Source organism: Roseibium sp. RP-7 (assembly GCF_053005225.1).
The window spans coordinates 2,882,150-2,897,138 of sequence record NZ_JBRKQA010000001.1; the positions used below are offsets into that span (position 1 = coordinate 2,882,150).

The 14,989-nt window shown below is 58.2% G+C and carries 14 protein-coding genes; all 14 read right to left on the reverse strand.

Annotated features, from left to right (window positions below):
- Position 1: 1 nt before the first annotated feature.
- The 14 genes from flgK to flgI all read right to left on the reverse strand — a co-directional run bounded on the left by flgK (position 2) and on the right by flgI (position 14,989).
- Positions 2–1,492 (reverse strand): flagellar hook-associated protein FlgK, encoded by a 1,491-nt coding sequence (gene flgK, locus ACVDG9_RS12975; RefSeq protein WP_022998511.1) that lies wholly within the window; start codon positions 1,490–1,492, stop codon positions 2–4.
- A gap of 33 nt (positions 1,493–1,525) precedes the next feature.
- Positions 1,526–2,800 (reverse strand): flagellar hook protein FlgE, encoded by a 1,275-nt coding sequence (locus tag ACVDG9_RS12980; protein WP_168686783.1) that lies wholly within the window; start codon positions 2,798–2,800, stop codon positions 1,526–1,528.
- Between the two features lie 169 nt (positions 2,801–2,969).
- On the reverse strand, positions 2,970–3,545 hold the full coding sequence (locus ACVDG9_RS12985) for a transglycosylase SLT domain-containing protein (protein ID WP_062488687.1): 576 nt from the start codon (positions 3,543–3,545) through the stop codon (positions 2,970–2,972).
- Positions 3,499–4,788 (reverse strand): flagellar hook-length control protein FliK, encoded by a 1,290-nt coding sequence (locus tag ACVDG9_RS12990; RefSeq protein ID WP_447238152.1) that lies wholly within the window; start codon positions 4,786–4,788, stop codon positions 3,499–3,501. The genes ACVDG9_RS12985 and ACVDG9_RS12990 overlap by 47 nt, the downstream gene beginning before the upstream one ends.
- Positions 4,778–6,013: a MotC family chemotaxis protein gene (locus ACVDG9_RS12995; RefSeq protein WP_447238153.1), complete on the reverse strand. Its 1,236-nt coding sequence runs from the start codon at positions 6,011–6,013 to the stop codon at positions 4,778–4,780. Before ACVDG9_RS12995 ends, ACVDG9_RS12990 begins: the two co-directional genes overlap by 11 nt.
- Positions 6,013–7,509 carry a MotB family protein gene (locus tag ACVDG9_RS13000; RefSeq protein WP_447238154.1) on the reverse strand — a complete coding sequence of 499 codons (1,497 nt, stop codon included), beginning with the start codon at positions 7,507–7,509 and terminating at the stop codon, positions 6,013–6,015. Before ACVDG9_RS13000 ends, ACVDG9_RS12995 begins: the two co-directional genes overlap by 1 nt.
- The gene (locus ACVDG9_RS13005) at positions 7,509–8,147 is read right to left on the reverse strand and encodes a hypothetical protein (RefSeq protein ID WP_447238155.1); all 639 of its coding nucleotides are present in this window, start codon (positions 8,145–8,147) and stop codon (positions 7,509–7,511) included. The genes ACVDG9_RS13000 and ACVDG9_RS13005 overlap by 1 nt, the downstream gene beginning before the upstream one ends.
- Entirely contained in the window at positions 8,147–9,793 is a 1,647-nt protein-coding gene (gene fliF / locus ACVDG9_RS13010; RefSeq protein WP_228930305.1) for a flagellar basal-body MS-ring/collar protein FliF, read from the reverse strand. The genes ACVDG9_RS13005 and fliF overlap by 1 nt, the downstream gene beginning before the upstream one ends.
- Before the next feature lie 167 nt (positions 9,794–9,960).
- On the reverse strand, positions 9,961–10,863 hold the full coding sequence (locus ACVDG9_RS13015) for a flagellin N-terminal helical domain-containing protein (RefSeq protein WP_031268437.1): 903 nt from the start codon (positions 10,861–10,863) through the stop codon (positions 9,961–9,963).
- Between the two features lie 307 nt (positions 10,864–11,170).
- Positions 11,171–11,914: a flagellar type III secretion system pore protein FliP gene (gene fliP, locus ACVDG9_RS13020; RefSeq protein ID WP_022998502.1), complete on the reverse strand. Its 744-nt coding sequence runs from the start codon at positions 11,912–11,914 to the stop codon at positions 11,171–11,173.
- The gene (locus ACVDG9_RS13025) at positions 11,911–12,411 is read right to left on the reverse strand and encodes a flagellar basal body-associated FliL family protein (protein WP_022998501.1); all 501 of its coding nucleotides are present in this window, start codon (positions 12,409–12,411) and stop codon (positions 11,911–11,913) included. Before ACVDG9_RS13025 ends, fliP begins: the two co-directional genes overlap by 4 nt.
- A 30-nt stretch (positions 12,412–12,441) precedes the next feature.
- On the reverse strand, positions 12,442–13,146 hold the full coding sequence (gene flgH, locus ACVDG9_RS13030) for a flagellar basal body L-ring protein FlgH (RefSeq protein WP_022998500.1): 705 nt from the start codon (positions 13,144–13,146) through the stop codon (positions 12,442–12,444).
- Positions 13,146–13,688 carry a MotE family protein gene (locus tag ACVDG9_RS13035; protein WP_447238156.1) on the reverse strand — a complete coding sequence of 181 codons (543 nt, stop codon included), beginning with the start codon at positions 13,686–13,688 and terminating at the stop codon, positions 13,146–13,148. The genes flgH and ACVDG9_RS13035 overlap by 1 nt, the downstream gene beginning before the upstream one ends.
- Before the next feature lie 194 nt (positions 13,689–13,882).
- The gene (flgI, locus tag ACVDG9_RS13040; protein WP_055654466.1) at positions 13,883–14,989 is read right to left on the reverse strand and encodes a flagellar basal body P-ring protein FlgI; all 1,107 of its coding nucleotides are present in this window, start codon (positions 14,987–14,989) and stop codon (positions 13,883–13,885) included.

Below are 14,989 nucleotides of genomic sequence, written 5' to 3' on the forward strand. Positions count from 1 at the left end.
GTTACCTCGCCGCGGCCAGAAGGTCTTCCAGCATGCCGTCGACGGCGCTGATGAGCCGTGTCGCCGCTGAGTAGGATCGCTCGATTTCCAGTAGCAGCGTCATTTCTTCGTCGATGTTGACGCCTGTCTTGTTGTTGAGGTTTTCAGCCGTCCGACTGAGAATGACGGTCTGCACCTCGACATTGCTCGTCATGGTCTTTCGGCCGGCTTCCAGCCAGCTGACGGACGAAGCGGCAAAGCCGGACAACGTGTCGGTCGGATCGAGTTCCACGCCGCTGTCGAAAACGGTGTCCTTGTCAAACGCGGAAACCAGTTCCTGCAGACGGTCGGAGAACCCGGCAGCGCCGGACGGGTTGTAGTTGTAATTGGGATCGAACGGATCGGAGATGCCACCATCGCGCAACCTGTCAAGGTCGCCGCCCTGATCCGGATCGGCGTTGGCATTGACGACGATTTCCGCAGCAAGCCCGGTGATATGGGTGCCGGATGCCGGCACCGCCGGTGCACCAGACCACGTGAACAGGCCAGCCTGATCCGGATTGCCGCCACCGCTCTGATCGCTTTCGGCGAAGGCTTCGATCAGACCACGCGCGATTTCGTCGAGCTGGCTCTGATAGGTCACCGCGACTTCGTCGCGCAGTTCGGCAAGACCTTGCAGCCTGCCGGACTTGATCTCCATGAGAGCGCCCGGTCCCGCCACGGGAACGCCGTCCACCATCACGGAATTACCCGTGGTAGCAGCACCATAAACAATGGTCGGCTCGAAGGTGACCGCTCTGGCCTTGGTTTCAAACAGCGTCACGCCGCTGTCCGTGTAGACCACAATATCGCCATTGCTGCGGTTCAGCGTGGTAATGCCGATTTCCTCGGACAGCTTGAGCAGAACCTGGTCGCGGCTGTCGTGGGCATCGGTGACATCAGCCCCCGATTGCGTTCCCCGCACGATAACCGAGTTGAGATCTTCGAGTTGTTTCAACAGCGTGTTGATCTCACGCACGGAGGTCGCCATGTCCGCATCCGCGTTAGTACGCACATCCTGCACCAGTGCCGTTCCGGACTGGAGCGTCTGCACCATGTCCTTGGAGGCCTGCAGAACGTCCTGCGCCTGGATCGCGTTGCTGGGGTCGGAAGCATAGTTTTGAAGCGACAGCTTCAGCGCCCCGAGTTTTGCCGCAGCGGACATGTGGTTCTGGGTATCGCCTGTGGTTTCAGCGAGACGGGTAAGGCCCGCCAAGACCGCTTCCTGGGAGGATCCAGTGGAGGTGGAGGACAGGAGCGACGAATACAGCGCGCTGTCCGTCACCCGGCCGATACCGTCGACCTTGAGGCCGCCGGCCTGACCAGTGTCGGTGTAGGTCTGGCTCAACAGAACGGATTTGCGCGAGTAGCCGGGGTCTTGAGCCCCGGCAATGTTTCGCGAAACCACGGAGGATTCTGTCTGCCTTGCGGCCAGCGCGGACTGGGCGACTTTGAGGGCTACAGACAAACTCATGACAATAACTTTCCGATTGGCGGGTGAGCCGTGTTAGCGGACCAGGTTGACGAGCTGCTCGAGCAGGTCGGAACCAGCCTTGAACACCTGGGAATTGGCCGTGTAGGTGCGCTGGGATTCGATCATCGAGGTGAGCTCGTTGCCGAGATCGACGTTGGAGTCCTCAAGACCACCAACCTTGATGCTGCCAAGGCCGCCCTCGCCCGCGAAACCGACCCGGACATCACCGGAATCGAAGGACGTGCTGTAGACGTTGCCGGATTTGTTGGAGAGCCTGTCCGGGCTCGGTACATCCGCCAGCGGGATCTTGTATATCGCCCGACGGTCACCGTTGGTGTAGATGGCAAACAGAGTGCCGTCGTCAGAGAATTCAACGTTCTTCACCGCACTCGGCGCGTTCCCGTCCGCATCAACGTTGGTGACCGTGAAATCGGCATTCAGGTAGGTCGACTGATCAAGGTCCAGGTCGAAGGTGCCACCATTGGGAACCGCGATATTGATTGCGGTCGCACTGGCACCGGTGAGATTGCCTGTGGTGACGTCGAAGGTCAGCGTCTGGGTATTCAATGCCGGAGAGGTATAGGGAAACCCGCCACCGGGTGCGGCATCTGCCGCGTTGTAGATCGAGACTTCCCAGTCACTGTCTGCAGCCGTTTCCGTGACCTTGGAGTAATAGACATCCAGTTTCACCTCGTTGCCGAGGTTATCGTACACGATCATGGACGTCTTGTGGGAATAGCTCGCGGTTGCTGCGTTGGCGGAGGGCAGATCCGCCGCCGGTACAATCGCCGCGTCTTCACTTACGTTCACGCGCAGGAACGCTTCGCTGGTGGGAGTGGCTTCCAGCTGGTTCTGGGTGATGTTGATCCGCTCCAGACCACCAAGACCGTTGGCAACGGTTGTTGGCGCGGTGTTGCCCGTGATCGGATAGCCCTGGAGATAATAGCCGGCCGTATTCAGGAGATAGCCATCTCCATCCGGAACGAAGTGACCGGCGCGGGTCAGAAAGCTTTCACCTGCCTCGTTGCCGACAACGAAGAAGCCGTTGCCATCCACCGCAAGATCAAGCTTCGACGTGGTGAAGCTGATGTTTCCCTGCTTGGAAACCTGGTACTGGGTGTGTGCCTCGACGCCGCCGGAGTTGAACGAGCCAGCCCCTTGCGAAACAACCAGTGAGGAAAATTCCGACTGGGCCCGCTTGTAGCCTGTCGTGCTCGAGTTCATAATGTTTTCGGCAACTGTGCCGAGCTTGCTCGACTGTGCGTTCATGCCGGAAACGCCGGTTCGCATAACTCCGAAAAGGCCCATGACAGGTCTCCTGTGTCCAAATCAACTGGAGACAGTCAAACCGACCTAACTTGCGCGAAGCTGTTGCGAGAAAATAATTATTCTTTCCATTCAGATACTTAATTATGTAAAAATTTATCTATCAAACAAAACGAAAGCACCGGGCAAGCTGTCCGGTGCTTCTCAGAGATCAGGCGCCGCAGAATTGCTTGGACTGCTGTGTCCAGTTTCCAAAACCGGAAGCAACCATGTTGCGGATCACCGTGCAAACATACCGTTTTTGCGCGGGATCATTGTTCGGCCCTGCGTGATAGCGGGCAACAGCCATCGTCCAGGATCCCTGGCGCCGCCTCAGGTCCTTTAGGAACCTTGCCGCATATTGCACATTTGCACGTGGTTCCAGCATCTGATCCACCGAACGGAACTGGTCACCGTGATAATGATGGTTGATCTGCATGCAGCCGATGTCGATCAGCTTCTTGCCGTGCTGTTGTGCATCAATCACGTCCTGCTTCGCGGCTTGCCGGCTGGGAGGAAATACGGACTTTCCCTCGATATTGAGGGCATAGGGGTACAGCGAATTGCGCCGCCCGGTTTCCGTCAGCCCGACCGCATAAAGCACGCCGAGCGGCACGTTGTATTTTCGCGCTGCCGAGATCATCTCGCGTTCGCAAACGTTCTGGGTCTCGGCAGCCGCAGGCACGCTAACGGCGAGAGCACTAAAGATAGATGCCGTCAGAAAGGCTGATGTCAGAACCTTCCTCATGACCTGTTCCTCTTGTTGTTTCAGAAGCCTGATACGCGTCTTCTCTGGAGTTTTGACCCGGACGCCCATTCTGCTGTCCGGCACCGTTGCCGGAACTCTGCGGTTGGCCGTCAAACGGGTTACCGCCACCAGCGCCACTCTGGTTCTGGTTCTGGGCCTGAGGGCCTGAAGCGTTGCTTCCCGCCTGGACCTGGATCCGGTCGTCTCCGGCCTGGATCGTGATGGCATCAGCCTTGACCCCGGTCGCCCTGAGCATCTGATCGAGCAGTTGCCGGTCTTGCTTCAGGAGTTCCGCAGTTTGCGCCCTGCTCGTTACAAGCGACACTTCCACTGTATCACCGACCATCCTGAGAGACACTTTCACGGTGCCGAGCTCATGAGGCGTGAGCTGGATATCCAGTGTTTTCAGAACAGGGCCTTCCGCCTTGGCAGTTATGCCACCGTCAAGTGATGCGGAGCTGGAAGCCATATCCTTTACCGCAGCGGCGATCTGGTCACCCACCTGTTGCGCGGGGGAGAGTCGCATATTCGGTGCAAAGTGGGTTTCCTGGCGCAGAACCTTGACGGTGCCCGCCGCTTCGTCCGGCAACATGGACCGGCCAATAGCCCCACGTCCTTCGCCGTCGGAAATTGCCTCCGGTTCGACCCCGAACTGCGCGAAGAGCGAAGACGTTCCGGTCTGTGCAGGTCCATCGGGATCGCCAACCGGCATGCCGTTGGCCTGCCCTTGCAGGAGCGTAGGCATAGGGGCCGCGCCAGACTGAGGCTGCGACGAGGGAACCTGCCCGGGTTTTCCAGCCAGCATCGCATTTAGCGACAATCCCACATGCGCTGCCGAACTCTGCAACATGGTTTCTGCCTTCGGGTCCGTTTGTCCCTCGGCCGCCCCATCCAGGCCTTCGCCATCCTTCGCCTTGCGTGACAGTGCGTTCTGGGAAGCCTGACGCAGGGCGTCAACAAGGTTGCTGGTCGAAAACGCCGCCGAACCTGCCGCCTGTTCCTTGCCGGAACCGGTCTTGCCGTTCGCATCGCCCGTAGCCCCGTCTGCCCGATCAGATGTTTCAGACCCGGGTTTTCCTGCCGCATCTTCGGCAGCATCGCCTTTTTTCATGTTCTGCATGACGGCCTGGAATGCAGCCGCGGCTTCTTTGGAAGAGGTTTGCCCGCGCTCGCCCGTTCCAGCGTCCGCCGACTTGCCGGACTTCGGTGCAGTCGGAACGAATGCCTGAGTGTTAACGCTCATCCTGTTCTCCCAATTGAGCGAGGGACTTTCCCGTCCGGCGCAACAGAACATTCGCAAGTTCCATGTCCGCGCTGACCCAGCTTTGATCTTCAGGAGCGTCCATATTGGTCGCGACGTTGAATTCGCCGATCACGTTGGGTGGCGGCTCCGGAAAATGCCGGACCGAGTTGAGCACGGTGTAGACGCCGTCAAGCATCGCCAGGTCCTGCGCAGTCAGGATCGACTTGTCGATCGACCACAACAGGTCTCGGTTGGCTGTAATGAACTCCGGGTCGAGACGGGTCGCCGCAAGGTATATCTTCAGGATTTCGTTTTCCTTGGTGCCGTCGACGGTTAGCGTCAGCGCTTCTCCCGTTGCCTTTCGCGCGACATTCAGATGGCCTGCCAGCAGGGCGGAACGGGCCAGCCGAAGATAAAGACCGCGCCTGCTGTCGGCATCGAATTCGTGCAGCACGTCATCCAGGAGCGCGAACTTGTCCTCGCTTTTGACAAATCCAAGCGTGTCCAGTGACAGGGCAAATCGCCTGCGGAAATCACCGGCGTAAACCGACGTGCGGAACCGGCGAAGATATCGGATGCTGAGAACTCGAAAGCGATCGACGTTGCCGGTCATCCCAGCGACGAAGACTTCCCGGCGAAGAGCAGCTTCCTCAACGAGTGTGCCAGGCATCAGTAGGCTGGCGACCTGAAGCAGTTCCATCGCCTTTTCCGGATCCGTGCGGATGTAGGGTGCAGCCTTTACCAGTGCGACATGCCCCCCCAGGCTTGCCGGCAGTTCCAGCGGATCGATCTCCGCCAGAAGAACGATCATGTCCTCTTCCCTGCCTTCGACATAGGCAAGCGACGCTTCCATGAGTTTGCGGTCGACAGCGGGTGCCGGATCGAGGGACAAGAGATACCGCATTACGTCTGGGTGTCCGCCACTCAGAAGATGGATGACGGCCGCCCGCGCGTTGCGTGGTTCCTGCCACGCATCAGCTGGCAACACGACGAAACTTGCGTCCATCTTAGTCAGCAAGGCTCGCTGCGCCTGCATCGCATGGCTGTTGCCCTGTGCGATCTGCTCCTGCAAGGACTGCAGCGACCGGATCATTTCAAATGGTTCCGGATCCGAAGTCTGCTTGCCAACCTGCTGCGCCCAGCCTGCCGACACCCAGAAGACGGCCGCCATCAAGCCAAGGAGCAGACCTTTGAAGCAAGGGATCCTGATGGAGAGGCAGCGCATTACCGAGCTCCTTCCAGCAAGTAGATCTCAATCCGCCTGTTGGAGGCAGCAAGAGGATCGGACGGAACTTTCAGATCCTGATCGGCGTAGCCTTCGACCCGGTTGAACCTGTCCTTGCCGACACCTCCGCGAGTGAGCATGTAGAGAGCCATGTGAGCGCGTGCCGACGACAAGCGCCAGTTGTCATAGGTCATGCTTTTGAAAGGGCGCGCGTCCGTATGACCCTTGATGACTATCTGCCCCGGAGTTTCGGCAACCACCTTGCCAATCCGTTCAAGCAGTTTGACGAGTTCCGGGCGCGGCTCGGCAGACCCGATGGCGAACATACCGAAGTTCTGGTCGTCGGTAAGGCTGATCAAGGCTCCCTCACCTTCTCTCGTCACCGTAATCTGACTGGCGGTTTCCTCAAGAGCAGTCCCTTCAGTCTGGGCAAGGACTTCCGAAAGACGGGCGACCAGTACCTCGGCGCTGCTTTCCGTGAAGTCTTCTTCGTAAGTGCCCTCACCGTCTCCGGTACCAATGACCGTTTCTGTCTGGACTTCAGCGATCACCTCTGTTGAAGACGCCTCAAGCGACTTGCCAAGCACATGAGCGACGACCTGATCCGTCGTATCCCCGTTGTCGGGAAGTGCGCCGTTGCCGACAAATTCAAAGGACGTCGTTCCGGATTGTTCCGCCATGTAGTCCCCGTTGCTCGGCCCATTTCCAGGGGCAGCGTTTCCGTTTTGCCGGGTAATGCCGGTCTCAGGTTGCGTGCCATCTTCAAACGGCGCAGCAAAGGCGAATTCGCCGGCCAGAGCCTGGGAAGAAGGCGCGGTACCATCGCCCGGCAAACTTACGTCAGGAGCTGCCTCGGCACTGGCGACACCTCGGCCAGGACGGAACTGCCAGAACATCGGATCAAAGGGATCCCGATAGGCCTGCCCACCCTGAACGCCTTCGTTCTTCTGAAGGCCTGTACCGATACCCTTTGGGTTATCCTCCCGCACATCAGCGACACGGATTTTCTGCGAAAGGGTGTCGAGTACGGCATAGGGGTCCGTGAAAAGGATCGATTCCGAATGGGTCTGGGTAAACTGCCCAGAGGCCGGCGCCCCCCCCATCTCCGGTGTCTCGACCACCTCCTCCAGTCTGTGTCCCTTGTCCAGGCCATCACCGAAGTTCTCATCCTGATCGACCGGCGCATCAGACCCACCCAATTTGCCGGTGAAAAGCTTGGTGCCGGCTTCGTTGGTATCGCCGTTGATCTCCGGATCGTTCAGGCCCTTGCGGTTCGGAGCCGTGGAGGCAAGTTTGACCGGGTTGAAATACTGCGCAACGCCGCGACGCACGCTGTCGTCGGTCACGTTGATCAGCCACATGACCAGAAAAAAGGCCATCAATGCGGTCATGAAATCCGCGTAGGCAATCTTCCAGACGCCATGTGGCAGCTGATCGTCTTCCCAGCTGTTCTTGCGCCGGACAATTACGATTTCATTCGGGACGCCGTCCAACATCAGTCTGCCTCCCCTTTCAAGGCTTCAAGCTGGCCGAGCCATTGTCCGAGCCGTGTTTCAATGGTTGTCTCGTCAAGCAGAGCCACCAGTTCGACCTGATCAGCATGCTGAACGTCGATCCGGTCTCTCAAGGCCGGCAACTGCTCCAGCACTCGGCTGACCAGAGTTTCCGGTCCGCGCAGCCTGATCATTTTGCCTTCCGTTTCCTCGGTCAGTTGCCGAAGATTGCCGGCAAAGGCATCGACCAGCTGGTCGACGATCTGCTCTGCCAGGAAAGGTTGAAGAAGCTTGGAAAGCGAATAGGAGATCCGCTGCTCCATCACATTGAGGAAGCCTTCGATGGAGGCGCTCACGTTGGCCGATTCACGCATGTCGAACCGGTCACGCTCGTCTTTGAGCTGCCTTGCGTGCTCCTCGCGCTCCTGTTCCAGGATGGCCTGAAAATGAGCCATCGTGCGGTCACTGCCTTCCGCCAGGCCGCGCTCGTATTCGGCCTGGAGCTGTTCTTCCAGGCTGGGTTCGGGCACAGCTTCCTCGCAAGGCTCCAGAACGTCCACGAGAGCGGGGTCGAACGCACCGAAGGACTTGAACCTGGAGGCGGACAGGACGGGAATATGGGAAGCGATTGAGGTGGTCATTAGATGCGCTCCGATTCATAGAGCCACTGGCGCAGGATCGCGGCAGACTGTTCCTCGTTGAACTCCAGCAAGGATTCCAGCTTCCGGAGCGCGGACTTGTTGCGCCGGCTGTTGAGGTCCTGCAGCATGTCGGAATGATCCGGCGGCATCAGGAAGGTCTGATCCCCGTCGACTGCTTCTGCAGTCCCTTCCGCAGCTTCCGGCAGCATTCCGAGTTCGGCCATTTCGACCTGCGGCTTGGCCATTTGCGGCACCAGGGCAGCCACGGCAGGCCGCAGACCGAACCAGATCACCAGCATCGACACAGTCAGGATTGCGAGCGCATTGATGATGTTGCCGGACTGGCGCATCAGATACTCGGTGATGCTGATCGGCGGGATCGGCTCCATGGCCCGACCGCCGTCAATAAAGTCGACGACAGCAACCTTGACCAGGTCTCCCCGTTCTTTTTCAATCCCCGCAGAAGAAGCAACCAGTGCTTCGATTTCCGTCAGCTGTTCATCCAGTTGAGCCTGGGTCGGTTCGCCGCCAAGAGACTGTGCAAGACGGGACTTATCAACCAGAACCGCAATGGACAGACGGTCGACACGATAGCCATCCTGAGACGTCTCGATGCGTTTGGAGGAGATCTCGTAATTGACGGTTTCCTCGCGCCGCTCGTTTTCTTCGCTGGAACGCTCGCCGTTGTCCGCGGACACATCCTCTTCAGGAAGGTTCTGCTCGACCGTTGTCGGTGCCGAGACGCTGGAATTCTGAGCGTTCTCGTTTTCGCGAATGGTCCGGATAGATCGCTCGGTCCGCGAGTCCGGATCGAAAATCGTCTCGGCAATCGTCTTGCGGTCCGTGTTTAGCTCCGCGGCGACACTGACCTCGAAGTTGTCCAGGCCAAGATATGGCGTCAGGGTCTTGCGAATGTTTTCCTGGATCCGGCTGCTGACAGCCGTCTCAAGGCTGGCAAGCTGGCCTGCGGAGGCCTTGGTCGGATCCTGGCCGGCCGCCAGGATACCACCGGACGTGTCGAGCACTGTAACCTTGTCGGCTTGCATGCCCGGAACACCGGCAGCAACCAGGTGGCGGATGGCATCGGCGGTTCGCACATCGTCCGGCACATCGGAACGGATGACGACAGACGCCGACGGCGGCTGCTGATCGCGCCTGAAAGATCCTTTCTCTGGCAACACGATATGAACGCGCGCTGCCCGGATCCCCTTCATGAGCTGGATGGTTCGGGCAAGCTCACCTTCAAGCGCTCGCACCCGTGTCACCTCCTGCATGAAGGAGGTCAACCCAAGCGAGCCCAACTCGTCGAAGAGCTCGTAGCCGGAGTTGGCTCCACGCGGGAGACCCTTTTCGGCCAGAAGCATGCGCGCCTTGGCTGTCTGCGCATGGCTCACCATGACGGCAGAGCCTTCCGAATTGATGTCGAAAGGAATGCCGGCATCCCGCAGTGCGGAACCGATGCGGGTGACGTCTTCACCGTCGAGACCCGTATAGAGGACGGTCTGTTCCGGTCGGCTCAAGTAATATGCTCCCGCGCCGACGGTTGCGATTGTAGCGAGCCCGATCAAGGCGAGCGCGATAAGTCTGCGCGCTCCCAGTTCCATCAGGTTTGCCCATAGTTTTTCGGCGTGTTCACGGCCCGGCATGCATAACCCCTTCATGCACGTAACGTTCTGTTTGACCCACTATCGGAACTGGACCTTGCGCGAGCCTGTCACCCGGGCCTGAAGACGGAAATTCTGGACACAAAAAAACCGCGCCCCGAAGGGCGCGGTCCTCTTGCCTGGAAATCCGGTCAGATAAACTGGTTGGATTAACGGAACAGGGACAGAATGTTCTGCGAACCCTGGTTGGCGATCGACAGAGCCTGGATACCGAGCTGCTGCTGAGTCTGCAGAGCCTGGAGGCGGGTCGATTCTTTGTTCATGTCAGCATCCACGAGCTGGCCGACACCACGGTCGATCGAGTCGATCAGAGCGGACACGAAGTCCTTCTGCAGATCAACGCGCTTCTTGGTGGAACCGAGCAGGGTTGCGGAGTCTGTGATGAGGCCCAGAGCTTCGTCGACATCCGAGATCATGCCTTCCAGAGTGGTCAGGTCGGCAGCGCTGTCCGTCAGAGCGGAGATGTCGATGGTGTCGACAACGTTACCGTTCGTCAGAGCACGGTCAAGGATACCGGTACCACCACCCGTGGTGTCATAGAGCTGGGTAGCGGTGATATCAACCGTGGTCGTCAGAACGGAAACTGCACCACCGACGCGGGTGAAGGAGCTGACGATTTCTTTCGACGTAACGGTGGTCACGTCGGAAGACAGCCAGTTTTCACCGTTGAAAACAGCGGATTCGGCAGTCGACTTGAGCTGGTTCTGCAGTTCGTTGATGTCGGACTGGATCTTGCCGCGGTCGACACCCGGAGTACGGGCAGCAACAAGCTTGGCTTTGATTTCGTTCATGACATCAACAGTGCTGTCCATAGCAGTGTACATGACGTCGACGGTCGCAGCACCCAGACCCAGAGAGTCTTCAACGGCGCTAAGAGCCATGTTGTCAGAACGCATGGTGGTTGCGATGGACCAGTAGGCAGCGTTGTCTTCCGCGCCGGCAACGCGATAACCGGTGGAGATGCGGTTCTGCGTCTCTGCCAGGTTGGCGCTGGTGTTCCGCAGAGTCTGCAGAGCGGTCATTGCGGAAGCGTTCGTCATCAAGCTAGACATGATATGTCCCTTCAATGTGTCAGTGTGTACTGGATTGGATTGGGACATGCCGGGTTTGCACCGGCACAGCAGGAGCAGCGTCATGCTTTTGAACCGTGGGTAGTTTGGGGTTCAACCTGCTGTGAAAATGACCCTAGCGGCTCAATCTTGCGTGAAGCTTACGTCGATACGGGCAATTTGATCTTTTTCGTATTTCTCCAAGATCTAATTTTGGACCAAAAGATATAGTCGCGCACGATCTTATCGACAAAAACAAAAAAGCGGAGCCTTTCGGCCCCGCCCTTTTGCGCCCCGACGCCCCCGTCGGTTACAAGAATGATCGCACAAGACTACCGACCAGAAGGTTCCATCCGTCGATCAAAACAAAGAACAACGCCTTGAAAGGCAACGATATGACTGTTGGTGGCAACATCATCATACCCATGGACATGGTGATCGTTGCGACGATCATATCGATCACGAGAAAAGGCAACGCGATCAAAAATCCGATTTCGAAACCCCGGCGCAACTCGGAAATCATGAAAGCCGGGATCAAGACACGCAGTTCAACTTCCTCTGCAGAGGCCGCTTCGTTTTCTGTCACGCGGCCGGCCGCAAGATCATCAAAGAGAACGAGATCTTCCTCGCGCACCTGGCTGAGCATGAAGTCCCGGAAGGGCGTTGTGATCCGAACATAGGCCTCTTCCTCTGAGATCTCGTTGTTCATCAGAGGCTGAACACCCTGCTCCCAGGCTTTGTCGAAGGTTGGAGCCATGACATAAAAAGTCATGAAGAGGGCCAGCGAAATGAGGATCAGGTTACCCGGTGTTGTTTGAAGACCGATACCGGACCGCAGGAACGAGAAAGCGATCACGAAACGGGTGAAGCTCGTCACCATGATCAGGATGCCCGGAGCCAGAGAAAGCACCGTCAAGAGTGCAATCATCTGGATGATACGGCCGCTGGCACTGCCCTCTCCTGCAGGTAGCAACGCGGAAAGATCCGGCACCTGGGCAGCAGCAGCCCCCGTCATCGCGACCAGTACAAGGCCGGCAACAAGAAGACGGCTCATTGAATAACCACCGATTCCAGAATGACTTCGTTCACCTGACCTTTGGTGCGTGTCTGAGCGCGCTCGGTGAGATCTTCGCGAAGATGCTGCAAACCGATCCCCCCTTCCAGATGAGAGAGCGTAAGCGTGCGCATGTAGCCTAGAAAATCGTCCTCGACCTTTTTCTTGAGCACACCGACATCACCGTCCGGATCGTCTTCCAGAAGAATTGAAGCCTGCAACCTGATCCAGGCGTCTTGCGGCGACGCCAGGTTTGTCACGAGCGGTTCAAGCGTCTGCAGACGTGTCGAAGGCGAAAACGGCAGCGTTTCGGTGAAGCTCTGTTGCTGACGAAGCCGGCCATGAACTTCCTCTTCCGTATAGTCAGCAACATATTTTGCAAGGCCCGCTCCAGCGCCACCGCCAATCAGCGTCAGGAGCACCAACGCCGCGACGAAACCGGAGCTGCGCTGATTTTCCTGCGCACCCTCAAAAGGAACTTCAATGATATTAGGCATTTGGGTCTTTCCGGTACTTTCAGGAAGGGCTCAGAAGGGCGTCACGATGTCGTAGATCTGCTGCCCCCACGCCGGTTGCTGAACCTCGGTGATCCTGCCGCGGCCACCATAGGAGACCCGCGCTTCGGCAATCTTGTCGTAAGGAATGGTGTTGTTGGCCTGGATGTCCCGCGGACGTACGATCCCGGCGATTTGCAGGATGCGCATCTCGAAGTTGACGCGCATTTCCTGCGAGCCGGAGATCACCAGGTTGCCGTTCGGCAGGCGGTCCGTGACCACGGCCGCAACGGACAGCTGGATTTCTTCCGACCGATCGATAGAGCCGGAACCCGCGGAACCGGAGCCGGAATCAACGCCTAGATTTCCGCTGCCACCATGCCCGATGCCATCCCAGTCGTAATCCATGGTGCCACCCCAGCCGATATCGGAAGTGCGGCGGCGATCCGAACTGTTGTCCATGTTCGCGCGGTCATTGATCTGGATGGTTACTGTCAGCACATCACCGACTTTCTTTGCACGCGGGTCTGCAAAGAAATTGTCGCGACCGCTGGCCCACAAGGAGTTGTAGTCCTTGACCGTGCCCTGCCCGAAAGTGCTCAGCGGATAAGCTGCCGGCTGTTGAACGGCAAGGCCGTACCCGACCGGAGACATCTCCGGTGCGCGGCCAACGTCTTCCAGCTGCCCGGCACAGCCGGTCAGCATCGCAGCTCCTAGGGAGATCACAAAAGCGCGCATCAGAAACTCCGTTGTATTTCGGGATGGGTCAGGCCCATCATCGATTGGGTCAGCTGGGCAGCACGGGAAGGCTCCATCTCGTCGAGAATGCTGCTGGCAACACGGGCCTTCAGTTTCAGGAGAACGCCAACAGCGGCTTCCTCGTCGGTCGTCTGCAGCTGCGCCGCAGCTGCTTCCGGACGCATGCGCCCGATGATTGAGACGACCTGATCCTCGACTTCGTTGAGAAGGTCTTCGCGCCGCTCGACCCATTTTTCGAATTCGCGCTCTTTGCGCTGCAATTCTTCAATCCTGTCCCGGAGACTTGCCTCCAGGCTGATCAGTTTCCAGGTCTGCCACTTGATGCGCGCATCCGAAGCCGCTTCGGCGATGTTCTTGCAATAGAGCTCGCTGTCCTGTGGCGGTACGGGCGCAATCGCGCTTTCGCGTGCCTGCGGCTTCTGACGCGGCGCCTGGGCAATGGCCTGGCCGCCGAATGTGAGCGTAACTGCCGCAAGCACCAGAAGCGTGAATGTGCGGCCGCGGTCCAAATGTCGTGGCATAAGGCCTTCCCTTGTGCAGAACCTCTTTGACCGCACAATCGGAGATCGAGCTTGCGTGAGGCTGTCGCAAAAAAAACGCCGCTTCAAAAAGCGGCGTTTCAGAATTGCTCTCATGAAGGAAACGTCATCCCTCCCTTCAGGGTTTCAGCCCACATAAGTGCTGGTTTCCCTGTCGGAATAGGAGCAGGTCTGACTTATTGCACCACGAGTTCCGCCTGCAGCGCGCCGGCTGTCTTGATCGCCTGAAGGATGGCGATGATACCGGTTGGTCGCAGACCGATCCGGTTGAGACCCCGCACCAGTGTGGGCAGGTCCGTTCCACCGACAACAGCCAGTTGACCACCGCTTTCCTGAGCATCGACATATGTTCGTGGCACGACCACTGTCTGGCCATTCAGCGAAAACGGCGACGGCTGCGAAACCTCGGGTGCTTCCGATATACGAACCGTCAGATTGCCATGGGTAATCGCAACGGTCGAAATCTGCACATCCTTGCCTATGACCACAGTCCCTGTTCGCTCATCGATCACGACCTTCGCAATCTGGTCAGGCGTCACCCGAATAGCCTCGATTTCAGCGATGAACCGCGTGACACTGATGTTTTGCGGAGGCGTGAGTACCACGGTGCGATAGTCGCGCTCCTTGGCCACCTTGATGCCGTATCGCTCCCTCGTGAACTGGTTGATCGCATCGGCGATACGCACTGCGGTGCGGAAATCCGGATTGGAAAGTTCGAGAACCAGGTTGGGTATTTGCGAAAATTTAGCCGGCAAATCTCTTTCGATGAGACCACCGTTTGGAACCCGACCGACGGTCGGTATCCCCTGGGTCAGGCTTTCCGCCTGCCCCAGCTCCGAGAAACCGGATACTGCAACGGGGCCCTGCGCAACCGCGTAAATTTGCCCGTCAGCTCCCAGCAAAGGGGTAGCGATGAGAGTACCCCCGGCAAGTGACGTCGCATCGCCAAGCGAGGACACACTTACGTCGATCGTCGAACCTTGACCGATAAAAGACGGCATTTCGGCGGTTACGACAACGGCTGCTACGTTACGCGTCCGCAGTCGCGCATCGCGTACGTTCACCCCCAGACTGTCGAGCATCGATTGCAGCGATTGCTCCGTGAATGGGGAATTGCGTAACGTGTCGCCGGATCCTTTCAGACCGATAACGAGGCCATAGCCGACAAGCTGGTTGTCGCGCACCCCTTGCAGACTGGCGATGTCCTTGATCCGCACCATGGACATTGCCGACACCGGCAAGGCCAACAGTGCAGCCAGAACAAAAACGAGTAACCGGGTCAT